Raw genomic sequence first — 25,053 nt, 5'->3', positions numbered from 1 at the left:
TTTTTAGGAATAGGTTAATTACCTCCGTTAACCCAGTACATGTTTAATGACATAAAGGGGTTATTAGCCAGCGCGTTACTACTGATTGGCCAGGTCCATGCTCCCCGGTTAAATTTGTCAAGTGTCAACACATTGTATGACCACTCGCTATTCATGATCCTGCGGGTACGTACCAGGTCAAAGTAATGGTGCCCTTCACCCATTAGTTCCCTTGATCTTTCCAGGAAAATGAAATCCTTCAGGTCCTGACCGCCGCCGCCTGCATAGCGTGATGCTTCGGCCCTGTCCCTCACTTTATTTACCAGGGCAATTGCCTGATCATCCTGCCCCAATTCGGCCAGCGCCTCTGCACATAGCAGTATTTCACCTGCATACCTGAATATCATGAAGGTGTTATCGGGGTTGGCATCTTCTTCGCCGGTTGCGAACGAGTTTTGGGCAAATTTTAGCATCATGAATTTTCCGTTATCAGCATAGATATCGGAGTTAAACCATATAGTAGCGCGCTTATCGGCAGTGCCCGGGTATAGTTTTTGCATGTACTCGGCCCTGAAATAGGCAAAGCTTATGCGGTGTGTATATTCAGGCCTTTTATAAGGATAGTGCAGAAACATATCGCCAATAGGAGCAACGTTGGTGTTCTGATCGCCATAGTTAATACTGCGGTAAAATTCAAACAAGCTCTCGTCCGACCGTCCTTTGATAACTGTAGCCCACTCGTTTATAGGTAGTAACCTGAAAGCATTGCTCTTAATCAATTCCTGCCCAAGATCTGCGGTTTCCTGGTAGTACTTGATTGCATTGGGTTTATCAAAGCCTGCATTCCACATGTTCATGTTCATGATAAGGGCAATAACGCTGCCTCTGTTAGCCCTTACGCCTTTTAAAGCCGGATCGGCATAAGTCCATGGTAAGCCGTCCTTGTATTTTTTAAGATCAGCAATGCATTTATTTAAGACTGATACCATGTTTTCGCGCGGTAAAGCTGTTGAATGATAGGCATCGGTATAATAGGGCACATCACCGTAAAGCCTTACCATAAAGAAGTATGCGAGTCCGCGTATAAAAGCAGCTTCACCTTCAAACTGCTTTTTTTCGCTTTCTGATACGCCGGGTACACCTGCTTCCAGTTTCGAAATAAGGATGTTGGCACTCTGTATTACCTGGTAATAGCCGGTCCAATCGGTGATGCGATAAAAGTTGTAAAAATTCCAGGGTGGGTTACCATTGATAAGCCCAAGCAGGTCATTCCTGCCTAACACCTCTACATATGCACGTGCCGGCCCATTATCTGCCTGAGGTTCAGATAAAACCTCGCCTGAGCGATATTCGCCCGTGGCGCCAATAAAATGTGTTTCGTTGATCTTGCCAAAAAATGTTCTTGACATATCATAAATATTGGCCACAACGTCATCTTTTGACTGGTAAAAGTTATTCCCTGTTAATTTATCAATGGGCTGTACGTTCAGAAACTTTTTACAGGATGGTAAACACAAGCTTGCTGCCGCTGCTAAAATGTATATAACACTTTTTTTCATGATCTTGAGTTTTATTTACTTGTATTGAGTTCGATATTTAAACCTAAATTATAAGTGCGCGGTACCGGGTACCCGCTTGATATATCCCGGCCCAGCGATGTTACGTTTTCGGGGTTGGGGCCATTGTATCCTGAAAATGTGATCAGGTTGTTGGTTGAGAAATAAACCCTTACGTTATTGAATCCGAACTGCCGTACAAACTTTCTGTCGAACATGTAGGATAGCGTAACGGTGTTGATCTTCAGGTATGATCCTTCTTCCTGCCATAAACTTTGATCGGAGCGAAGCGGCCTGATCTGGTTGAACCTTGAAAACGAATAGGGGTTAGGGTATTTGGATTGATCGCCTGGTTTTCGCCAAATATCCAGGTCATCCAGCGGAACCGCCGCCAGCAAGGCATAAGGGTCGCGCATGATGGATAAACGATCTGATAGCGCATTATTTAAGATTGTTCTCTTGGCTGTATAAGTGGCATAAATATTCAGTCCGAAATTTTTATAGTTGATATTGGTGGATACACCACCTGTAATTAAAGGCTGCGAGTTACCGGTTATTTCATAATCACGGTCATCAAGGATATAATCGCCGTTAACATCTTTAAACCTCGGGTCACCGCCCTTGAAAGCCAGCCCGCTGGTTTGATATTTTTTACCGGTTACAGGGTCTACAGGTACATCGGCATCGGTTGAATAAACACCCTGGTTAACCAGCAGATAGTTCGACAAGGTATTTTTACCCACCCTGAAAACGATGTGCTGATAGTTGTTGTAATCAAATTTGATATATTGTCCGTTATATTCGGCGGGTAACCTCAGCAGGTAATCGCGGTTAATAGCGCCATTAAATGAAACTGTCCAGTTAAAATCCTTGGCGGTTAGCGGCCTTACCGTTACCATCAGCTCATAGCCATAGTCGGCAATGGATACATCATTGCTTGATTTTTTCTGAAAACCGGTGCTGTTAGGTAAAAACCTGTCGAATAATAAATTATCAACCTTTTTGTAATAGGTGTCAAAGCTCAGGTCGACTTTACCCTGCAAAAGCGTCATGTCAAACCCAAGGTTGTATTGGGTGGTAGTGGTGGGTTTTAATGAAGGGTTTGGTACAAATTCATAGTTAATGCCGATAGTTGGATTGTTGTTGAAATTGCCATTCAGGTTGTACAAGCCGTAAATACTTTGCAAACTGCCGGTTGGTACAATGTTTTGCCCCCAGGTTAACCTTAAACCGCCTGATGTGAGCCAGTCCCAGTTTTTGAACCAGTTTTCCTTGTAGTAATTCCACCTGAAACCGGCGGCAGGGTTTTTAGAATACGGGTTCTCCAGGCCGTTGGAGGATGTACCATCCAAGCGGTAAGATAGCTCCAGAACATACTTCTTTTTATAATCGTAGTTAAAGGAACCAGCAAATGATGCAATAGTGGCATTTTTGTAGTTTGACAATACGCCCCCGCCCCTTGAATTATAAGAGTCGGACCCTACAGGCCCCTGCAACTGGTCATTAGGTATACGGGTTTGCCTGATGATGCCGCTTTGACCGCCCTGTTTATATATTTCATTAAAAGTATTAATGAATATGGTATGATCGGCACCGAATGTTTTGGCATAAGTAAGCGCGTTACGGTTATATAATGTGTAATTACGGCCTGCATAATCATAGATCTGCGCGAACTGGGCATTTGCGGCCGCGGGCGTAAATGTCGATTCGGCATCCGAAGTGTAATCGTAACTGATGCTTGAGGAAAGCGCCAGCCCCCGGATAAACTCATAGCGACCATCAATATTAGTACGAATATTTCTTGTGCTGTTGCTATTTTGTGTTTGCAGGGCCGATGTAACGCCATCAGGTGAAAGATAAAAGGAAGGGGGAGGCAACAGGGTGGAAGCCTGCCCGTTCGTGGCCACACCTTGTTGCAGCAAACCTACACCATTACCCTTAGCCTGGCTTCCCAACGAACCGAATAATGAGCCAAAGAACCTGAATTTATCATTCGGCTTAAACTCCATGTTCATATTCAGGTTATACCTGTCAAAACCAGTGTTTTTGATCACTCCCTTTTCCGAATAATATCCCATGTTCACTTTATAGTTGAAGCGGTCGTTACCCCCGTCTAAGGCTACGTTATGGCTCTGGTTGTGTGTTGTGCCGTAAAAAATAGATTGCCAGTTGGTTGAGTTATTCCAATACGCATTCAAGCTATCGGCCAGGAAGCCTGTTTGCCCCAATCTCCTTAGCTCATCAATAATGGTGGCATTAGATAAGATCTGCTGAATTTTTGCCTGGCGCTCGGAATTACCGCCCAGCGTTGCACGTAGTTGCGGAGTAGCGTTAACAAAGAAGTTGCCGGTATAACGAACCCTTGGTACTTTGGAATTTCCGCGTTTAGTGGTGATGATGATTACACCATAAGCACCTCTTGACCCGTACATTGATGTTGCCTGGGCATCCTTCATCACCTGTATGCTCTGGATATCCTCAACAGGGATCAATGATAAAGGACTCACGCCCGGTCCCTGCGTTTGAAAACCAAACTCAGCCGCTTTATCCGCATCCAAGGGTACCCCGTCGATAATGTACAGTGGAGATGTAGGCTGCAGAAACGATTCGCTGCCACTGCCGGATACACTCAGGGTTGACAAACCACGTACCTGAACCGAGCCTCTGAAGCCGGGAGCGCCGGTGTTGTTCTGAACATTTAAGCCGGCTACTTTACCCTGCAGCAGGTTTTCAACGTTTGATGTTGGTACATCCTGAATATCCTTGGCGGTTATCGTAACAGAAGCACCGGGAGTTGATTCTTTATTCCTGTTCTGATAGGCAACAATGACCACTTCATTGAGGCCTTTCTTGTCTTCAGTCATTGTAACCGTTACAGTTTTTTGTCCGGGTTCAAGTTTTACCTTCTCTGTAACAAAACCTACAAACGTAAAAGTAAGTGTGCTGTTAGCCGGTACAGAAACGGTAAACTTTCCTTTATAATCGGTTTGTGTTAAGCCTTTACTGCCCATGTATATATTTACGCCGGGTAAAATTTTATTGGTTGCTTTTTCAACCACCGTACCCGTAACCGTTATATTTTGTGCCTGTGCATCAACCTTTGTGCAGGAGAAGATTATGCAAACAGCAAGCACTATATAAAATAGTATGTGTTTTCTCATCGTGATAAGTTTTAATTCGGTTATTCGTCTTCAAACTTTGGATTGTCCTTCAAAAAATGGAATACTATCTCCCAATCACCTTTTTTGTATATGGCGAAATCTATCCCGAAACTTGCCACTACCCGGGTGCCGCCGAAACCGATTCTTGAATATTTAAATTCGGCGTGGTCTCTGGTTCCTCCAGGGGCATAAACTGTTGGGATCTCTACTAAAGGAATAGGATAAGCGACATCGTATTGCACATAGGTTGCAGTTTTTTGCATGTTAAACCCATGTACTATTTTATCCCAGGCTGTTTCGTTCAATAAAGCCGGGTTCATCTCTACCGAATCCTTATTCAGGAACTTGAACCTTAACGAATTACCTGTGCCGCCGGTAAATGGACGGATGTAAACTACCACATCCTTTTTATCGTCATTGCTCTGCAGCGGGATGTCAGTTACCTGGCCTATTACCCCATTTAGAAATGGCCTGATATAGTTTCGGCTGGCCGGGTTATAGGGCGTTTTGGGGTGAGGCGCTGGCCCGCCTGAATAAATGTTAAAGTCGTCAGACGGCTCATAAGGGCGTTCGCGGAATGGCCGCACCTGCAGATCACGAATTATAGTACTGCCTCCAGTGTTAGTTATCTTTACATCGAAATAACGCGTATCCTGCGGAAAATTGGTGCTGTCGGCCGGCCTCGGCGTGATCAGCGCATTGGTGGAAGAGGCCCACATGATAAACTCGCCCGAAGAACGCACTTCAAATAGGGGGTGATCTTCCAGTTTGCGTTTTGCTTCTATCTCGGCCAGGCTTTTTTCAAGCCCGTTGTATGGGGCTGTCCATACATAGGTTGGCTTTTTTTGAAAAAGATCGGTTACTGGTTTACCATCACCAAAACGTGCGTTGATGATCTCAAACTTGAGCGGCTGGGTTGAATTATCTCCATTAAATCCTCCCATTAAAGAGGTCCGGCCTAAAATTGGTTCAAAAACTTTATTGGCGTAGTTTACATTGTTACTCAGATAATCCTTCTCATCCGGAATTCCGTACATCTTTTTACAACTACTCAGCGCGGCTGCAACAAACAGCAGAGCTACAGATCCCATTTTTATGAATGCTCGCATGTCTTTTCGTTTTTTTATCGCATTAATATTTTGATCTTCCATACTTTACTTCACTTTATTGATAGTCCATTCAGCCAGTTGGAACAGACCTCCATCACGCAGCTCGGTAATATCTACCCGGTAAAATTTATAAGCTGTGGTATTGGGGCATCTGAAAACTTTTGTCTGGTATCTTTCCTCAAAAAAGAAGTTGCTCCTTCGATCTAACTCAGTCCAGATTTTGCCGTCATTTGAACCTTCGTAAGTCCAGGCCCTGGGATCACGTTCAGGCGCGTCATTGGCAGATGTGAGGGTGTAAACACCTGATACTGCAGGCTCATTCAATTCAAACTGCATCCATAACCGCCCCTGCAGTTCGGCCAGGAACTTGGTATGGTCGTCGCCGTCAATTACTTTTTTAGAACCTTCGCCGTTATCCGGACCACCATTGTTATCCCTTAAAACGGTAAGCTTACCACCTATCTGGGTCATCAGGTTTGGCGGTGGCGGAACAAAGGTTAAACGCGATACAAATTCATCAAATCCGAAAATGTGATCGGGGCTCAGCACATGAACAACACCATTTTTAGTGCTGATATTATTAGAACCGGTTGTAGTGGTTGCCCAGTTTCTGATAAACTTACTGCGTTTGGTGTTGCTAAATTCAATAACATCGGGGCCACCACCGGTAAGTCCGGAAGCTGAGATCTTGGAAACCTTGCCATGCATGGGATATCCGAAACGTACGCTCAAAAGATCGAGCCCATCCTGCAGCAGCAGGGAATCGGTTGTACGTTTGCCCCTGATAATGTAGTATGACACCATAGTATCCAGTTGTACGCCATCAACCTTTGCCAAAAACAGCGGGTCTTTGTCGCTTTGTCTCCTTAGCGTATTCAGGTTATTGATTGCCAACTGAAAACTTGGGTTGGTAACAGCAAAAAGTGTAACATTACTATCCATGAGCGTTTCCTGCAGGCCCATCCTGTTTATTACAGCCAGCAATGAATCATACACACCGGGTTTGCTTTTCAGATATTCATAGGTGTTACCGGCAAATTTTGAGTTTGTGCCTGTGGCGTCATGATAACCGCCATCCTTTTTACAGGCTGTTTGCAACAGGGCTGCAATCAACACCGGCGTTAAGGCACTCATATATTTTATCAACTTTTTCATATATGGTCAGTTTATTTCCAAAATGGGTTTTGAGTTAACAGGTTATTTTGAGCGATGAGCTTACGCGAAACAGGCCAGTAAATCCCCCCTGAATTGATGAGTTTGACGAATGCCGGGTTGTTTTGCTTGATCTTATTATATCGTACCAAATCATACCAGCGGTGGCCCTCGCCCATAAGCTCGCGGTGCCGCTCCTTAAATATCAGATCGATAATATCCTGGTTGCTGTCGATTACATTGTCTGTCATCCCTCGTCGGGCCATTATAGAAGTTACTTCAGTTTGCGCGCCGTTCACATCTCCTAAAACAGCCAGCGCTTCGGCACGCAGTAACACGATATCTTCTATCCTTGTAAAAATCAAGGCGCTGGTGAAGTATCGGAATGTTGGGTCAGAAACACCCCCTTGTATTACTTTTATTTTGCTGAAGATGGGGTACTTGCCATTGATATTGGTGAAGTATCTTTCGGTACGGGGCTGGCCAAGTGTATCAATACTAAAGCGTTCATCTTTCGGCATGTCAAATATTTTAAGGATGGTATCCTTAGGCATGTAGATATCCGGTACCTTTTTATTCACCACGGGTTCGGCCAGGGTTAACTCTTCCAGGTGGCCGGCTACAGATCCTTCAACGTGTCCCCAATCTGAGTTAAAACCAAACATCTGGCTGGTATTCTTATTAAAAAAGAACCCGTTTGATTTGGTAAGGTCTTCGGTGCTTTGAAAGTTGATGCCACTTTTGCTATAATTATCTTCAACAAACTTTGCGTAGGTAGCTACATCGGTATAGTTGCCCTGCCACGCCGCTAAATGGGCCAGTACTGCGTAAGCCGAGTTTTTTGTGGCTAAGGCTCCACCCCAGCGTGTGGCATCTTCATTATAATAATTACCAGGCTGCTGCACATCGTTATTGCTATACACAAACGGCAGATCGGCCGCCGCTTTAAGCATTTCCTGCTGGGCCCAGACTAATATTTTGCTGCCGCTTTCGCGGGGCTGGTTTTCAAACTTGCCATCGTGCGATGCCGTGATGAAGGGCACATCTCCCCAAATCCTTACCATATAGAAATAGGTAAAGGCTCTCAGGAAGCGAACCTGGGCTACATCAACTATCATATAGTTTTCTGTATAGCGCTTATCGGCTGCTTTTACATCGCCAATGCGTTCAAGAAAAATATTGGCGGCATTAACTATGGCGTAAAATCTTGTCCAGTCGCTTAAGGCATCAACAGTAGGGTAGGATGCGTTGAGCTGGTTACTTGAAATTGCTTTCAGGTCCTGCCGGTTTGGACTGATAAATTCGCCGGTACGTACATCGCCATAAAGCCAGTGGCCGTCGTTATCAGATAAAGCGGCACGGGTGAGCGCGTATACGCCCAACAAGCCGGCACGCGCATCTTCAAGCTTATTCCACATGTTTTTTTCGCCCACAACCCTCGTTGAATCAATATCCAGTGTTTTATTACAGCTTGTTATTGCTGCGCTAAACAGGACAAGGACGATACATAATGTCTTTTTCATTTTTACAACATGATTTTTGTGATCGTTTTTCATATCATAATTCCATTTTTACACCCAGGGTATATGTTCGTGGTATAGGCAGTCCATAACCGGTATCATAACCATCGTAGTTTACCAATTCGGGGTCCTGCCCTGTATAAGGTGTTATGGTGAACACATTATTCGCTGTGGCATATACATAGAACCGGGTTAGCTTAATTTTCTTTAAGCGCATGGCTTTGGTTAGGTCATACCCGATAGAAACCGTTCTTAATTTCAGAAATGAAGCGTTTTCAAGAAAAAGGTCCTGATCAACACGGTAGGGGATAACAGTGCTCCATGGATTATACAGTGGGTATTTGCTGTAGTCGCCACGTTTTTCCCAGAAGGTGATCTCTTTAACAGAGTTTACATCGCTGTTCCCCTCGCGGTTAATAAAATCAAACCGGTTGGCCATTTCCTGGTGTATCAGGTCGCGCCCCAGGTTGAAATACATGTTGATGGTTAAATTCCAGTTGCCGTATCTGAAATTATTATCATATCCACCTGAAATTTTGGGGAAAGAATGGCCTTTTAATACCTTATCATTATTATCAATTACATTATCGCCATTGATATCACGCCATCTTGGGTCGCCGGCGTGCAGGGCGATGCCATTGTACTTAAGTGGTTGTCCGTTTACAACAGGTACTTCGCTTTCCGATTTATAAATGCCATCATTTATCAGCAACCAGTACTGATCAACCGGGCTGCCTACTTTTAATAGCCTGTTATCAACAATGATCTGATTTAGGCCTCTTGGCAGTGCTTTTAGCTTATTGGTATTATGATTCAGGTTTAAAGAAGATGTCCATCCAAATTTTGTGTTTTGGATGATATTGGCTGATATAGATACGTCAATGCCAGTATTATTTACAGCCATGCCGCTTTCGATAGACTGTTTGTAGCCATACTCGGCAAAAGCAGGGATGCCTATCAGCAAATTCTTTTCCTGTTTCAGGTACCAGTCAACTGAAAGGTGCAAACGGTTATTCAGGAAGCCGGCATCTGTGCCTATATTAAGCTGATTGGAGTATGACCATGGTATGCCGTAACCGATCCAGCCGGTAGAATATGGCCTGGTAAGTACACCAAAAGCATTATAGCCAGGTACAGTCAGGTTGCCGGTATAGCCTACCGAAGCGGTGTATTGAGGCCCCTGCGCATAATTATCAAAGGCGTTAAGGCGGCCTAACCTGCCAGCGCTTGCCTTTAAAATAAGATCACTGACAATAGTGCTGTTATTTAATACCTCTTTCTTAATGTTCCAGGCTGCAGATATCACAGGCGAATAAAACCACCTGCTGGTAGGCTGCGCGTTTGATGACCCATCGGCACGTACCGTTGCCGAGAGGAAGTATTTTTCTTTGAATGAATAATCGGTTTTTGCATAAAATGAAACCAGGTTATGCCTGATCTTATCCAGGAAACGGAAGGTTAATTCGCGCGGAAAGGCGGTAGGGTTAAGATAATTGGGATTATCAGATCCGTCGGGATTTTTGGGATTTGAATCCAGCAGGTCTATCTTAATATAGTCATTCACCCCTTTGTATGCATAGGCATTACTATACTTATAAATATCCCACTGTGTTGATTGTCCAAGCTCAAAATGGAAGTTGTTTACTTTGTTTAAAGTTAGATCATAAGTTGCCCTGTTATCGGCCATTATCCTTTGGCTAAAGCCAAAGTAATTGGAAGCATAGCTGTTGCCCTGTAAAAGGGTGCGCGCGTAAAACACGTCGCGGTACCCTTCGTTATAATCTACGTTAAAGGTGGTCACGAATTTAAATTTCCCGAGATCGAGCCCTATTTTAGCATAGCCATCAACAATATTGGTTTTGTTGTTATCGAAGCCTTTTTTGTACTGTGCCAGGTAATCGGCATAATACTCTTTGTTGGGTGGCAGTGGGGCACTGAGATCGGGGAAGTAGTTGATCTGGGCAAATCTGTCGCGAAGATATTTATTACGTTGCCTGTCGAGCCGGTTGGCATTTACCATGGTCGAAAAAAGGAGCCATTTGAGAGGCTTCATGTTGATATTGAACATGGCGCTATAACGGTTTAGCACTGTTCCATCAGCAATACCATTATTCTTCAGATCCCCCAAAGAGAAACGGAAGTTAGCACGGTCTGTTCCCCCCGAAATACCGAAGTTTATGCCGTAAACTACCGCATTACGATAATAAAGATCGCTCCAGTCAGATTTCCCGCTGTAAACATTATTTAATGAGTCGCTCAGGTAGATGGGATAGTTTTCATCATCCGAATACCTTCCATTTGTAGTATACAGATCATAAAAGCGCTGTCTGAAAGCATTTTCATACTTGCCGTTTATGGTAGTTACATGAGGGCGCTGTGCCAAACCTATATACGAATCAAAAGTGATGCTTTTGGCGGCGATAGGGCTTTTAGAGGTTAAAATGATAGCGCCATTAACTGCACGCGGTCCGTAAATTGCCGTGGCCGACAAGTCTTTTAATACCTCAACCGAGGCAATATTATTCATATCGATACCGGCAAACGGGTTGGTGGCTGTTCCCATCCTGTTATAGTCATATAGCTGGATATCATATGCAAACGGGTGTTCTGTTACCAGTGGAATACCGTCCAGCACAACCAGGGGTTGTGATTGGTAAACATCCCGCGGAGAAAGAAGCGGCATGGGCACTCCTCTTATAAACATATTTTGAACAGTGCCGGGTTCACCAGAGGGTTCCTGCACATAAAGCCCCGCAAATTGACCTTTTAAAAGTTGCTGCAGGGAAACGGCCGGGAATTTGGATAGATCATAAGGCTTTTTGGTAACACTATCTGCAAGCTTATTATATAAGGTACGCCTGATAATAATATTTATACTATCTTTTAATAACGAATCTTTTGTCGTTGTATCCCGATGGATGTGGAGCTTACTGTAAAAAGCGGGATCAGGACGTTTTAATTTAATTGTTTTACCCTCATTCCCCTTAGCTAAGCCTGTAAGTGCATTTGCGGTAATTGCTGCGAAAACCACAAAGCACAGCCATAAGTATCGCATAATGAATGGATCTTTTAGTTTGTGAAATAATTTTTTGATTTAACGGCCACATGTTGCTGTGCCTGCAAATGAGTTATGCAGATAACATGCGCCTTTACATTAGGTAGCGCGTAATTCTTTTTTCATAGTGTTGGTTTACAAGCGAAAAGAACAAGAATTCAAAAATAATCTGCAGGAATATCTTTGATAGCGGTGCATAGTTATACACCCTCGGGTTTGTCATTTAAAATGACCATACCCAAGTCGTTCTTTTCACTTTTGGTGATTAGGTTAAATAATAAAGTCTTGATGCCTAAAACCTCAGCATGAGATTTTTTGGTGGCGCAGCCTTATCAGATGAAAGGTTTCTGAAAGATGTGGTACAGGTAAATCAGGTTTTTCATGTCAGTGATATTGGTTAATTTATTAATTACGTAAAGTCTCGAAACAAGCAGGTCAGGTGGCTTAAACGATTAAGCAGTAACGTATTTTTATAGCTGGTTTAAACAAATATAATTAACAAAAACGTTTTACCAAGTAATATCATGAAAATATTAAATTTTTGCTATTTCAAATGGCAACAATCGATCTCAATTAAAAAAATGGTAAAAAAAGTGTTAAAATATTGGTTTTTTTTGACAATATATCATAAAACATGTCTTGTGAATTTTTGATAAAATGCTAAAACGATGTTACTGAAGATTAAAAATCTGTCATGAAATGTAAGAATTACATTTTTAGTTAAAGTATTGTGCCTATTGCTTTATAATCTTATCATTGATAACGAACTGCCTTTTACTATAACAAATTGTTGACTAGCCGTATTCGCTGATATAATAACAGCAAATCAGGGGGGCAAAACATGGCAAGTAAAAGGTGAACATTCCAGATATTTCTATATAAGAGGAACGTATTCTTTCTATTTGCAGCCATTATTTTCTTTATGTTTCTTTTTATTTCGCAACAGGATGATACTTATATAGTACATGCCCGTCAAGCAATTTGCCACGGTCGACATTTAAGCTATCATGGTGATAGAGACAAAACGGTAGCATTGAGCTGACCTTCTCTAAAAAGGAATTGTTCAATAACTCATTTAGTATCTACATCGGGATACCCGTCTTGCCATGGAACACGATTGGCGAACATCCCTTGGTTTGTGGAGCAGCAAGAATTTTATCAAGATAAACGCTGTCGGTCAATTTCTCGTTAAAATCTAAAACTTTTTTACCCTGCATCATACATTCATCGTATTCCACTTTGTTACCTGTTCGGATTACGCGCATGTATTTCATTATCCCCTTGCCAAGGTCTTGTTGTAAGTAAATAAACTCTTTTTCCATATGTTAATGATTATTTGAGCTGCATATATGAAATAAGAATAGAAAGTTTTAAAGAAAAACATAAACAGCAGAAAAAGGGTGTCAACCTGAAGCGGAAAATAACTGAACAGCAATTACTTTTTCTTTGCTATAACTTCTCTGCCTGATCCATGATCTGGTTAACGGATTTTTATTGGCAGAAAAAAAGGAAACAACTCTGAAGTGTTGTTTCCTTAAGTAGCGGGGAGCAGGATCGAACTGCCGTCCGTTAGCCAACGGATATGAGTCCCTCGCTCTGATCATCTGAGGTGTTGACTTTTCCAGCAACTTAAATCCTCGAATGAACTGCCGTCCATTCGAGGATTTAAGTTGTTTTTCGCGTCTCATGGCTTCTGATTTTGTCGAAAATTCCTCGGTATAAGCAATCACCCAAGGACGATATTTAATAGTATGGCCCTTGGTTGCTAATTCATTGTGGGAAAGAAAACGATTATATAAATCGGAAGTATAGCCAATATAAATCTGATTAAAGGTTGGAGAATATAAAACGTATACTGTGAACATACCGACAATATACAAGAAAAGCCCCTTAAAAAAGGGGCTTTCTGCCAATGTAGCGGGGAGCAGGATCGAACTGCCGACCTTAGGGTTATGAATCCTACGCTCTAACCATCTGAGCTACCCCGCCGTTTTTATTTTATGGCTCTTTTTATGGTTGGTAAAAAGAGTGGCCTTGCCTTAAAACAAGTGGCCGTCCCTAAAAAGGTTTGCAAATATAGTAGAAATTCGTTTTCTTTAGAAAAAATGTTTCATTTTTAGTTTTGTTCCTCTTTTTTTAAGTGTAAACCGAATGTCCGAAAAGAAAAAATTTACCATTGAATACGAGATAAAGTCATCTCCGCGTATCCTGTTCAGCTTCTTAAGCGAGCCTAATGGCTTGTCTCAATGGTTTGCCGATGAGGTTAATATTCGTGACCATGTTTATACTTTTACATGGGATGATGAGTCGCAAAAAGCCAAACTTTGCTCAGTTAAGGAAAACAAATCCGTACGTTTTAAATGGCTCGACGATGATGCGCAGTATTATTTTGAAATGGAAATATTGCAGGATGAGCTTACCAATGAAGTAGCGCTTGCCATTACTGATTTTGCTACCGAAGATGCCATTGCAGAACGGAAGCTGATCTGGGATAACTCTATCGATTACCTCATAAGTGTATTAGGCGCCTGATAAAACTTTATTTTAGCTAATTTTGTACGCTGAGCTGTTTTTGCACGTTAATGGATTTTAACTGTGCGCCCAACTGTTTTGCCCTGTTAATTGCAAATAGCACTAATGAAGAAGATCCACCTTTTACTCCTTAAATCATTTATAAGGCCTTTTTTGGTTACGCTTTTCATCGTGATGTTTGTGCTGCTGATGTTGTTTTTGTTTAAATACATTGACGATCTTATTGGCAAAGGCTTTGCATGGTATACCATACTTGAGCTGATGATGTATAATTCGGCAACCAACGTTCAGATGGCCCTGCCGTTATCGATACTACTGTCGACTATTATGACTTATGGTGCGCTTGGTGAAAATTATGAGCTGGTGGCAATCAAGGCTGCCGGTATTTCATTAAGGCGTGCTATGTACCCCATGATCGCTGTTGTTACCATTCTTAGTATCGCCGCGTTCTTTTTTTCGGATTATATGCTGCCGGTAGCCAATCTGAAATATTATTCGCTGTTGTATGATGCGCGTAAACAAAAATCGGCCGATTTGCTGCCGGAGGGGGTGTTCAGTACCAGCTTTCCCGGCTATACAATCCGTGTAAAACGTAAAGACCCCGACGGGCAGCGTTTGTACAATATCATGATCTATCAAAAAAGCCCGAACGGTGATAATAACAATACCGTAATTTTGGCCAGGGAAGGTACCATGTTCCGTACCATGGGCGACAAATACCTGGTATTGCGTTTAAAGGATGGGGTAAGATATGAAGAAACCGCTTCCGAAAACGCAACCTATAATACGAGGCAGCGCCTGCTTCGTCAGCGCTTTAAGGAAACTGAAACCAAGTTTGATCTTTCGGGTTTCAAGCTTGCCCGTACTAATGAAAGCGAGTTTAAAACCGCATCGCAAATGATGAACATCAGGCAACTGCGGCATTATCTCGATTCGTCTCAGCATTCTGTTGATAGTAACGTGATGGTGAATTATAAACTGGTTACACCGTATATCAAATACTATTCAATACCCACGCAATCAAAGGCTATTAAAAATTATAAGGAGTTTGATCCTAAAAAAGATGCCTTTCAGGGCCTTACTTTATCCGAGCAGCAAATGAGCTTGAGTAGTGCAGCATCTGAGGTGAGATCTATTAAAGATGTTATCAGGAACCGGAGCGACAGGTATAAAGGCGATTCGGAAAATATCCGCAGGTACTTTGTGGAGTATCAGAAAAAGTATAACCTTTCGGTAGCCTGTTTAGTACTGTTTTTAATTGGGGCACCATTGGGCTCCATTATCCGTAAGGGAGGTTTGGGGTTACCGGTAGTGGTTTCGGTAGTGTTTTTCCTTATCTACTACATCATTACCACCATTGGCGAAAAGTCGGTTAAAGGCGGGGATATTAATAAGTATCTGGGGATGTGGATCTCTATTATTACGCTGCTGCCTATTGGCCTGTTCCTTTCGTATAAGGCGGCTACTGATTCGGCCTTATTTGATATGGAGATTTATAAGCGTTTTATAAATCGCGTAACAGCAAAATTTAAACCCAAGGCAACCCGTCACACGCATTAGCGGTATATTAATAAACGCCATATTATAAAAGCAATATCATTTTACACAACGCCGACCCAAGTCATGGTAATATGCGTTAAATTTGATTTAGATTAAACAAGCGTTTAGGCGCTACCCAACAAGCCAGTAAATAATGTTAAACACCATACAGGAAGCGATCGAGGAAATCAAAGCAGGTAAAACAATTATCGTAGTTGATGACGAAGATCGCGAAAACGAGGGCGACTTTTTAACGGCCGCCCGCAATGCCTCCCCCGAAACAATTAATTTCATGGTTCGCCACGGCCGCGGCCTGGTTTGTGCTCCTATTACAGCGCAACGGGCGCGTGAGCTTGATCTGATGCCGATGGTAAGCCACAATACCACATCGCACGAAACTAATTTTACAGTTTCTGTCGATCTGTTGGGTCACGGCTGTACTACTGGTATCTCCGCAAGCGACAGGTCAAAAACTACCCTTGCACTTATCGATCCCGCTACTAAGCCCGAAGATCTTGGTCGTCCGGGACATATTTTCCCGCTGATAGCTAAAGATGGCGGCGTGCTGCGCCGCACCGGCCATACCGAAGCCGCTATTGACCTGGCTGTTTTAGCCGGTTTGGAGCCCGCCGGTGTTATCTGCGAAATTATGAAGGAAGACGGTGAAATGGCCCGTTTGCCGGATCTGCTGGAAATAGCCAAAGAATTTAACCTCAAAATAGTATCTATCAAAGATTTGATCGCTTACCGTTTGGAGCATGAATCAATGGTGAAACGTGAGGTAGCTGTTAAAATGCCTACCGAATGGGGCGACTTTGATATGATAGCCTATACCCAGGTTGATACCGGCGAAAATCATCTTGCCCTGGTAAAAGGTACCTGGGAGCCCGGCGAGCCAATTTTAGTTAGGGTGCATAGCTCATGCATGACCGGTGATATTTTTGGTTCATGCCGTTGTGATTGCGGTCCGCAGTTACATAAAGCAATGGAGATGATCAGTAAGGAAGGTAAAGGCGCTATTGTTTATATGAACCAGGAAGGCCGGGGCATTGGCCTGATCAATAAATTAAGGGCCTATCACTTACAGGAAAACGGTTATGATACTGTTGATGCCAACCTGAAGCTGGGCTTTAAAATGGATCAGCGCGATTATGGTATCGGCGCACAGATCCTGCGCAGCCTTGGTATCACCAAAATGCGCCTGATGAGCAACAATCCTAAAAAACGTGCCGGCCTTATCGGCTATGGTTTGGAGGTAGTTGAAAATGTGCCTATCGAAATTGCATCAAACCCACATAACGAAGCTTACCTGCGCACCAAACGCGACAGGATGGATCATGCTATTATGCGCGATCATTGAGCTGAAAGCGGAAAGCTCAAGGCTTAAAGCCAAAAGCTAAACGGGCGGGATATAATATAGTAAAGAGGCTGTATCATAACGATCAGCTTCTTTGTGTTTTCAGATACTTAAGCGATATATAGTTTCGGTTGAATTAACTTTATTGCAAAATAGGGGTTAACAGGGTTAACACAATTTAGCGCTAATTTTTTATTAAATTATTTATAATCAATCAGTTAAATGATTTTTATGCTAAAAAAGTGTTAACCCCTCTTTTGTTTAAATATTTTGATTCATAAGAAATAAAACGTCAGGTCGATCAATTTGATTTGTGATACAGCCTCTTTAGTTTTATGTATTTGTTGAGAAGTTTTGAGCTTTCTGCCTTTAACTTACTGGTCATCATCTTCATCCGGTTTTGTTGCTGGTGTGGTAGTTGATGTTGGTATTGGTGCAGGATTAACCGGTGCGGTTTTGCGGCGGCCCTGTCTGAAGATATTGCGGATAAACTCTCCAAAAGTGTCAAAATCCCGTTGGTAAACCAAGCCAAAGCCATTAACGTATTGTGGTGCCAACACATCGGTAAGGCTGCTTAATGTTACGTTATTCAAGGCACGATACGAATAACGTGCTGTTAAGTTGCCGTCGCGGCGTATTTTATATAGTGCCTCAAAGTCTTTGGTAAGATTGTTAAACCGCTGATTAAACAGGTTACTGTTATTATTATTGAAAATATCGTTTGATCCGTTGTTGCTGAATAAGCTTCCGTTAAATGATAGCCTGCTATCAAAGAAACGCAACGAAGCACTTGCCTCATTAAAAGAGCGGATATTTAAATCGAAGTTTTTGATGTTCGATTGCGAGATCAGGCTGTTGAGCTTATTAAACGCAAATTCGCTCACGGCTTCGCCTGCAGTTCCCAGCACCTGGTTGGTTAAATTGTTACTGTTTGAGGTAAAGTTACGGCGAACAATAATACTTATGGCCTGTTGGCTCCTGTTATTGGCATCGGCCAGGTAAGTAGCCAGATCGTCTTTAACAGAAGGATCGGTAGGGAAGTTAAAGTCAAAATCAATATTAGGCTGCAATAACGATTTGGTGAGGATCAGCTCAGCCTGTACCAGTGTTTGCTGTCCGGAGGTAGGGGTTTGTAAACCTGCTGCAGTATATAACGGCGCTTTGCTGGTACGTACCTCGTAAAGGGCTTTAAGGTTGATCTCAGCGTTTGACGGGTTGCCTGTCCACCTGATAGTACCGCCCTGGCTTACTGTAAAGTTTTTACTGATGAAGTTTTTGGCCGTAAACTCAAACTTACCCGAGGAGATTAAAAAGTCACCATACATTTCAAAATCGCCCAGGCTGTTGATATTCAGCTTTAAATTACGTGCAACGCCGCTGCCTTCCAGCTGGCCGTAATCGGTGGCTATTTTTACAATGGTTTTTTCATCAGCACTTAAATCAAAATTGAGGGTGACCCCGTTAAATGCACGGACTTTGGGCGCAACTTTGGCGGTGTCACTATGGCTTACAAACTTAATAAAATCGTAATCGCTGGCGGTTGATGACGTATTGAGGGGGATATTAAACACGGTGCCAGCATTGGTGCTTGCGGTAATATCAATTTTCATGTTATCAACCGGACCGTTAAAGTTAAACGTGCCTGTGCCATAAGCTGTACCAAAATAGAGGTGATTATCTTTAAAGGTGGTATTCAGGGCCATCAGGTTATCGGCTTTAAGGCTAACATTAATATCCGGATTGGATAGGTTATTCAAGTCTACGGTGCCATTGGCGGTGCCGGTGCCTTTATGAATATCCTTCAAAACCATGTCTTTAATGCTGATAACACTGTTATTTACGTCCAGCTTATTATTAACGGTGTAGGCCGTTTTTAAATAGTTAACGGTAAGACCGGTGTTGATAAGAGTAACGGAACCATTAAGCTGCGGGTTTGAAGGCTTGCCTGTAAGCTTCAGATCGGTTGAAACGTGGCCTTTTACATCCGAAACAAGGTCTTTGATAAACGGCTCAAATATAATGGCTTCGGTTTGGTTCATTTTGATATCAAAATCAAGATTATCATCAGCTTGCTGGCCAAACGAGTAGGTGCCCCCAATATTCATGGTTTCCAGTCCGCGGTTAATGATATTCATATTAATATCGGCCTGTTTACGGTCGTTGCCAAGCGTAGTAACCAGTTTCACATTGCCCACGAGTGTTTTGTTCATGGCAAGTGAATCGATGGTTAAATGCGAGTCGATCCCCGGAGATTTAAGTACTGAGGTCATTTTAACATCGCCATCCAAATAGCCCTTTAAGTTGACGCCCGAAGTGCGCGTGAGCTGATTAAATGTACGCATGTTAAACTTTTGGAACGAGAGCTTCAGCTGATCTGCCGGATTGTCGGATATAAACCCGTCAATAAATACCTTTTGTGGCCCGTTGGAAAGCTCAAATCCCGATACCTGGGTTTTGCCATCCAATAAGCGGATGCGTACCTGCTCCTGGATCTTCCATTTCTCTTTTTCAAGTATTACATCTGATGGCAGCAATTTTAGTTTGGCGGTGGTATCGCGCCCAAACTCAACAAGGCCGTAAAGGTCAAGCTGGTTAACCGCGTTTTTATCCGAAAGCTTAACGTTAAAGTTAAGACTGTCGTTTTTGAGGAAGTTGGTGATGTTGATATCCTTGATAAAAAGGCTATCTGTAAGGTCAACTCGTCTCAGGGATAAGTTGAGGCCCAGCATGCTTTCGGTCGTGTTTTCGTCGATAATGAAATCATGGAAAACAGTTTTGCCATATTTAAGCGTTTTGATATAGCCCGATAATGTGGCTGTTTTCTTTTCCGAGTTAAATTGCCCAACAAAGGTTCCCTGATCAGGAATTTTCAGATCCGGCAGGAATATCGCTGTAAGCGGATCGAGGTTTTTCAGGTTCAGGTTAAAATCAAACTCCTCGGGCTTAGGCGGTACGATGGTTGTTTTAATAGATGGGATATACTTTTTAACAATGGTTTTAAAGTACGAGGGCAGCGTTGCCAGGTCATATTTACCCTTGATGCTGCCATCGGCAAAGTCGGATTTTAGAGCTATAGTGCGGTTATTGCCAATGCCTTCGGCTGACAGATAAAGAGAATCAAGCGCATAATTATTTCGCGGATCGACTACCCTTGCCGGCGAGAACAGGATGTTGCCCTGAATATTGGCCAGGTCATCGCCTTTAAACTGGGTTTTAAGCAGTGTGGTGATAGTTAAAGTATCTTTGGTGAAACCGAGCTTGTTCAGATTAGCTTCTTTGATATCGGCAGTAAGGTCATATGTTGGCAGGGTTGGCCTAAGGTCAACTTTACCTTTCAGGTCAAGCTTTACATTTTTATCGGTGATGGTTATATGCGCATTGGCCAGCCTGTTTATAAAGGTGCCATTAAGTGTAAGCTTGTTATAGGTGTAGTTGTTGTAAGTGATGGACGCAATTTTAGCATCCACTTTTTCGGTAAGGCTTTTCAGTGCATCGCCGCTGCCTTGTATGTTTGAAGCAAAGGTGGCCCTGCCCAAATCGCTTTGATCAAGCAGGCTGCCTAAGTCAAAGGCATAGGCGTTAATCCTGCCGCTGTAGCTTGGGCGGTCGTTTTTATCAATTTTGAGGTTGATATCAGAATCAAAACGACCGAGTGCGGTTTTGAAAACACCGTAGGCTACAAAGTCATTTTGTGAGCCGGTAAACCTGCCCGTAAAATTAAAATTGCCAAATTTGGATAGGATAGAAGGTGCTTTTTCAGTTGGCGTTCCCGAAAAATGGCTGATCAGGTAATCGAGATCTTTTTTGTTGGAAGCAACCTGGTCAAATTTTAGTTCGAGGAAAGCGTTGTCCCAATCGGTAAGGTTATGGAGCCTGAAATCACCTTTAACAAAAGTAGCCTGACCGCCGCTAATGGTTACTTTTTTGGCGTTGAGATTGTTTACATAACCCTTGGCCTGCCCGTCAATGCCCAAATCAAAACTTACTTTTTTTAGTGCACTGGTAAAGTAGGCAATATCCGATGATGAAATGCGCGACGATTTAAAGTTGGCGTCCATGTGCACCTTATTCTCAAAATTGTCAAAATCATCAAATGATTTAAACTTCATCCAGAAAAAATCCTTCAGGTCTGATCGCGGGGTTTGTATGGCCAGATGTTTGAGCAAAATCTGGTTGGTATCAATGGTAGCGTCTGAAGCAAAGTGTTTTACCGTAAAGCCACTTTTTTCATGCAGGCTCAGGCTTTTGATATTGCCTTTAAACAGGTGGTTCTTTAAATCCATACCCTGTATTTCGGTACTGAAATGCTGCACGTCCAGGTCGTTAAAGTTAACCCCGGCTATTACGGTATCGCGCAGGCTGTTCTTGTACCTGAAGTGGAAATTATTGATTGCAATAGTGCCAAAATTTAATGTCCAGGGTTTACTTGCTGTTGTTTTTGTGGTATCGCCCGAGTTAAAGTAATCTATGACAAATTGAAGGTTGGTCGTGCTGTCTTTTTGCTTTTTGAGATAGAAGGACCCATTATCCAGTTCGATGTTTGAAAAGTTAATGGTACGGCGTTTGATACTGCTAAACAGGTAAAAATCTTCGATATCCACAGCCAGTTTGGGTGTGCTTAGCAAGGTATCCTGTTTTTTATCTAAAATGTAAAGTCCCTCAATAACAACCGAACGGAATGGCCTCAGGTAAAGGCTTTGGATGCCTACTTTGGTTTTCAATTCGCCGGCAAGGTAAGCTGCTGCTTTTTTTGCAGCCCAGGTTTGCACGGGCTTAAACTGAAACGTGAGTAAAAGTATGCTCAATGTCAATAATATGAACAATACCAGGCTCAGGAATATTTTGAGTACTTTTTTAATAACTTTGCACCTTTAATTAGTGAGTTAGCGAATTAGTGAGTTAGTGATTTTTCTCCATTCCTATACAATTATCAAGACGGATTAGTTTGCTTCTCATTAATAAATCACTAATTCACTAAATCAGTAAATCAATAATTAATAAATACGTGCCCGTAATTTTAGGAATCGAATCATCATGTGATGAAACCTCAGCTTCGGTTTGTGTTGATGGCGTGATCATGAGCAATGTTATTGCCAATCAAACCATACACGAGGCTTATGGAGGCGTAGTCCCTGAGCTAGCCTCAAGGGTTCATCAGCAAAATATTGTTCCGGCTGTTCAGCAGGCATTATTGAACGCAAAAGTAAGCAAAAATGATATTGATGCGGTAGCTTTTACGCGCGGTCCGGGACTTTTAGGCTCTCTTTTAGTGGGAGTTTCATTTGCCAAGGCATTTGCTTTAGCCAAAAACATCCCGCTTATTGATATTAACCATATGCAGGCCCATATCCTGGCCCATTTTATAGGTGATAAAAACCCTTCATTTCCTTTCCTTTGTCTTACAGTATCAGGCGGGCATACGCAAATTGTGCTGGTGAAGGATTATTTTGATATGGAGATCATAGGGCAAACCCTTGATGATGCTGCCGGTGAGGCCATGGATAAAACCAGTAAAATTTTAGGGTTGCCTTATCCCGGCGGACCGCTCATTGACAAATACGCACGCCAGGGCAACCCCGATGCTTACAAGTTCCCCGAGCCGCAGATACCCGGATATGATTTTAGCTTTAGTGGTTTAAAAACATCTATCCTGTATTTTATCCGCGACAACGTAGCGCAGAACCCCGATTTTATCCACGAGAATATGGCTGATATTTGTGCATCGGTAGAAAAGCGGATAGCTACCATTTTGCTTAACAAACTGCAAAAAGCAGCGCAGGCATATGGTATAAAAGATATAGCTTTGGCGGGCGGGGTTTCGGCCAATACCGGCTTAAGATTAGGGTTGCAGGCCATGGCCGAACAAAATGGCTGGAACAGCTTTATCCCCAAAATGGAATACTGTACAGACAATGCTGCTATGATTGCCATAGCAGGTTACCATAAATACCTTAAAGGCGAATTTATAGGACAGGACGTTGCTCCGATGGCGAGGATGGCTTTTTAGCCCCCCCGGCCCCCTAAAGGGGGAGATATAGCGTAATAGCTTAAATATAAAATTACTTATAAATATAATACATTAACGTTCCCCCTTTAGGGGGGTAGGGGGCTTGGCATATGAACGCATCAGGATATATTTTTTACATTGTTTTTGTTATCCCATTAATAGCCGCTATGGTTTGGCTTATGCGCCAGGATAAGAAAAAGGGAAAGATCGGGCTTATTGTACTGGCTGTGCTGGTAGTTGGTGTTTTGATTTACGTTTATCTTAACCGCGATGCATTAAACGGCGTAAGGCCGTAAGCATTATTCATTAGCTTTCATTTCTTCGTATGCTTTGATCAGCTTTTTGGTGGCTCTTGCAAGATAAGCTGTTATTAATAATTGCTTCAGGTCGTTGGGAGATACTGTTTCGAGGCGCACCAGCATGTATTTGTAGTTTTGATAGTGCGGGGTAATGAAAAAGGTATGCGGATCAAGCGCCATCCATTTTTCGCGCTCGGTGGTGTGGATGGCCAGCAATTCCTCCTTTTCGTGTATGTTGGCGAAAATCTTGTCATTTACATAAAATGCCGGATGCTCAAAATGCATTTTGGTGGTAACGCCGGGGAGTGGCAGCAAGGTGCTTTTCATAAACTGCAAAAATATGTGCATATCGGTAGCCATACTTAAAGTTAATAAGTTTTCTTAAACGCATCCAATAAAACAGTAATTTCGGGGGGTAAACAGTATCGGCCATGAGCAGCAGTAACCTCCGGAAACTATACGGCAATATCGACATCTATTTGTTCGACCAGTTATTGAAAGGGCGTTTTGACAATTGCCGCACTATACTTGATGCAGGCTGCGGCAGTGGCCGAAACATTGCTTATTTTTTGCAAAATGGCTTTAAGGTTTATGGCGTTGATCAAAGCGAACATGCTGTTGAGCTATCCAAACGGTTATCTGCCGAGCTGTGCCCCAATCATTCGCCCGATAACTTTAAACTGGCCGCTGTTGAAAACCTGCCTTTCGGTGATGAGCAGTTTGATCTGGTAATTTGTAGTGCCGTACTGCACTTTGCCAATGATGCCGAGCATTTCGATAGCATGCTGCGTTCATTGTGGCGGGTATTGAAACCGGGTGGCTATTTCTTCGCAAGGCTGGCATCTGATATCGGTATTGAAACATTAGTACAGCCATTGGGTAACTACCGCTACCTGCTTCCTGATGGCTCCGAACGTTTTTTAGTAAATGAAGAGATCCTGCTTGAGTATACCCGCGAGCTTGATGCACAACTTTATGAGCCCATCAAAACCACCAACGTTCAAAACCTGCGCTGCATGACAACCTGGTGTATGCAAAAACAGTAACTGTAGTTGACAAATTAATTTCTTTTCCTACGTCTACATCATTTCCCGGTTCATCGATACAATGCAGCTATGTATCGATACACAAAGTGTTAACGGCAATTTCGTCCGAAATATTTGCGTTAAGCCTTCGATAACGGTTTATACTGTAATTATTATTAACGCTTAACACACCACCTTATGATTATTCTGCTTTGTGGGTTATCCGGCTCCGGTAAAACTACCCTTGCCCAAAATGTTAAAATGAGGTTATCGGATACTGATATTCCTGTGGAAGTTATTGATGCAGACGTATACCGCCAAAAACTGTTCCCTAACCTGGGCTATAACAAAGAAGATCGTTTTGAAAACATCCGCAGACTGTGTTTTATTGCCAATAAATTAGCCGGACATGGCGTAGTAACTATCATCAGCGCTATAAACCCGTATGACGTGATTCGCCGTGAGCTGATAGCCACCTATCCTGATGTGAAACTGATACACATTGACTGCCCGGTGAAAACATTAATGCAAAGGGATACCAAAGGACTGTATAAACGTGCATTATTACCAGAAGGGCACCCCGATAAGTTAAGTAACCTAAGCGGTGTTAATGATCCTTTCCAGATCCCTTCTTCGCCCGATCTGTATATCAACACCCATATTACGAAGTTAACCGATGCTACAGAAACGTTAGCCGGTTTTATTCTTGATAACTATCAGCAGGTACTAAGCAGACAACTACAGGCAACCGGCCGTTATTAA

General features: G+C 42.8%; 17 protein-coding genes and 1 tRNA gene. 7 read left to right on the top strand and 11 right to left on the bottom strand.

The window, feature by feature from the left end:
• Positions 1-14 precede the first annotated feature (14 nt).
• The 9 genes from AC59JO_RS20485 to AC59JO_RS20445 all read right to left on the bottom strand — a co-directional run bounded on the left by AC59JO_RS20485 (position 15) and on the right by AC59JO_RS20445 (position 13,521).
• Positions 15-1,538 (bottom strand): RagB/SusD family nutrient uptake outer membrane protein, encoded by a 1,524-nt coding sequence (locus AC59JO_RS20485; RefSeq protein WP_413670825.1) that lies wholly within the window; start codon positions 1,536-1,538, stop codon positions 15-17.
• An 11-nt stretch (positions 1,539-1,549) separates the two neighbouring features.
• Positions 1,550-4,696, bottom strand: coding sequence for a SusC/RagA family TonB-linked outer membrane protein (locus tag AC59JO_RS20480; protein ID WP_413670826.1), 3,147 nt, complete (start codon positions 4,694-4,696; stop codon positions 1,550-1,552).
• A 20-nt stretch (positions 4,697-4,716) separates the two neighbouring features.
• Positions 4,717-5,805: a DUF5007 domain-containing protein gene (locus tag AC59JO_RS20475; RefSeq protein ID WP_413670827.1), complete on the bottom strand. Its 1,089-nt coding sequence runs from the start codon at positions 5,803-5,805 to the stop codon at positions 4,717-4,719.
• Between the two features lie 45 nt (positions 5,806-5,850).
• On the bottom strand, positions 5,851-6,960 hold the full coding sequence (locus AC59JO_RS20470) for a discoidin domain-containing protein (protein WP_413670828.1): 1,110 nt from the start codon (positions 6,958-6,960) through the stop codon (positions 5,851-5,853).
• A gap of 11 nt (positions 6,961-6,971) precedes the next feature.
• On the bottom strand, positions 6,972-8,480 hold the full coding sequence (locus AC59JO_RS20465; RefSeq protein WP_497307614.1) for a RagB/SusD family nutrient uptake outer membrane protein: 1,509 nt from the start codon (positions 8,478-8,480) through the stop codon (positions 6,972-6,974).
• A 34-nt stretch (positions 8,481-8,514) separates the two neighbouring features.
• Positions 8,515-11,532 (bottom strand): SusC/RagA family TonB-linked outer membrane protein, encoded by a 3,018-nt coding sequence (locus tag AC59JO_RS20460; protein WP_497307612.1) that lies wholly within the window; start codon positions 11,530-11,532, stop codon positions 8,515-8,517.
• A gap of 1,082 nt (positions 11,533-12,614) precedes the next feature.
• Positions 12,615-12,854 (bottom strand): hypothetical protein, encoded by a 240-nt coding sequence (locus AC59JO_RS20455; RefSeq protein WP_413670831.1) that lies wholly within the window; start codon positions 12,852-12,854, stop codon positions 12,615-12,617.
• Positions 12,855-12,935: 81 nt separating this feature from the next.
• Positions 12,936-13,397 (bottom strand): GIY-YIG nuclease family protein, encoded by a 462-nt coding sequence (locus AC59JO_RS20450; RefSeq protein ID WP_497307610.1) that lies wholly within the window; start codon positions 13,395-13,397, stop codon positions 12,936-12,938.
• Between the two features lie 50 nt (positions 13,398-13,447).
• Positions 13,448-13,521: transfer RNA gene (locus AC59JO_RS20445), tRNA-Met, on the bottom strand.
• A gap of 162 nt (positions 13,522-13,683) precedes the next feature.
• Between AC59JO_RS20445 and AC59JO_RS20440 the strand changes: the two genes are divergently transcribed.
• From AC59JO_RS20440 to AC59JO_RS20430, 3 genes are all read left to right on the top strand, one after another.
• Complete coding sequence (locus AC59JO_RS20440) at positions 13,684-14,064, top strand: START-like domain-containing protein (protein WP_497307608.1); 381 nt, start codon at positions 13,684-13,686, stop codon at positions 14,062-14,064.
• Positions 14,065-14,169: 105 nt separating this feature from the next.
• Positions 14,170-15,624 (top strand): LptF/LptG family permease, encoded by a 1,455-nt coding sequence (locus tag AC59JO_RS20435; RefSeq protein ID WP_497307606.1) that lies wholly within the window; start codon positions 14,170-14,172, stop codon positions 15,622-15,624.
• A 133-nt stretch (positions 15,625-15,757) separates the two neighbouring features.
• Complete coding sequence (locus tag AC59JO_RS20430) at positions 15,758-16,963, top strand: bifunctional 3,4-dihydroxy-2-butanone-4-phosphate synthase/GTP cyclohydrolase II (protein WP_497307604.1); 1,206 nt, start codon at positions 15,758-15,760, stop codon at positions 16,961-16,963.
• A 371-nt stretch (positions 16,964-17,334) separates the two neighbouring features.
• Here the strand turns inward: AC59JO_RS20430 and AC59JO_RS20425 are convergent, their stop codons facing one another.
• Positions 17,335-21,765, bottom strand: a complete 4,431-nt coding sequence (locus AC59JO_RS20425; protein WP_497307602.1) for a translocation/assembly module TamB domain-containing protein — start codon at positions 21,763-21,765, stop codon at positions 17,335-17,337.
• 200 nt (positions 21,766-21,965) lie between these two features.
• On the opposite strand from AC59JO_RS20425, the gene tsaD reads away from it, so the two are divergent.
• Complete coding sequence (tsaD, locus tag AC59JO_RS20420) at positions 21,966-22,967, top strand: tRNA (adenosine(37)-N6)-threonylcarbamoyltransferase complex transferase subunit TsaD (RefSeq protein ID WP_413670836.1); 1,002 nt, start codon at positions 21,966-21,968, stop codon at positions 22,965-22,967.
• 110 nt (positions 22,968-23,077) lie between these two features.
• Complete coding sequence (locus tag AC59JO_RS20415; RefSeq protein WP_413670837.1) at positions 23,078-23,263, top strand: hypothetical protein; 186 nt, start codon at positions 23,078-23,080, stop codon at positions 23,261-23,263.
• Between the two features lie 3 nt (positions 23,264-23,266).
• On the opposite strand, the gene AC59JO_RS20410 is transcribed toward AC59JO_RS20415, so the two are convergent.
• Positions 23,267-23,626, bottom strand: a complete 360-nt coding sequence (locus AC59JO_RS20410; protein WP_497307599.1) for an MmcQ/YjbR family DNA-binding protein — start codon at positions 23,624-23,626, stop codon at positions 23,267-23,269.
• Between the two features lie 71 nt (positions 23,627-23,697).
• On the opposite strand from AC59JO_RS20410, the gene AC59JO_RS20405 reads away from it, so the two are divergent.
• Entirely contained in the window at positions 23,698-24,312 is a 615-nt protein-coding gene (locus tag AC59JO_RS20405) for a class I SAM-dependent methyltransferase (RefSeq protein WP_497307597.1), read from the top strand.
• Positions 24,313-24,489: 177 nt separating this feature from the next.
• Positions 24,490-25,053, top strand: coding sequence for an adenylyl-sulfate kinase (locus AC59JO_RS20400; protein WP_497307595.1), 564 nt, complete (start codon positions 24,490-24,492; stop codon positions 25,051-25,053).

The organism is Mucilaginibacter sp. A5337 (assembly GCF_059690695.1).
The sequence above is the reverse complement of the archived record's forward strand: the minus strand, read 5'-3'. Positions and strand labels throughout refer to the sequence as shown.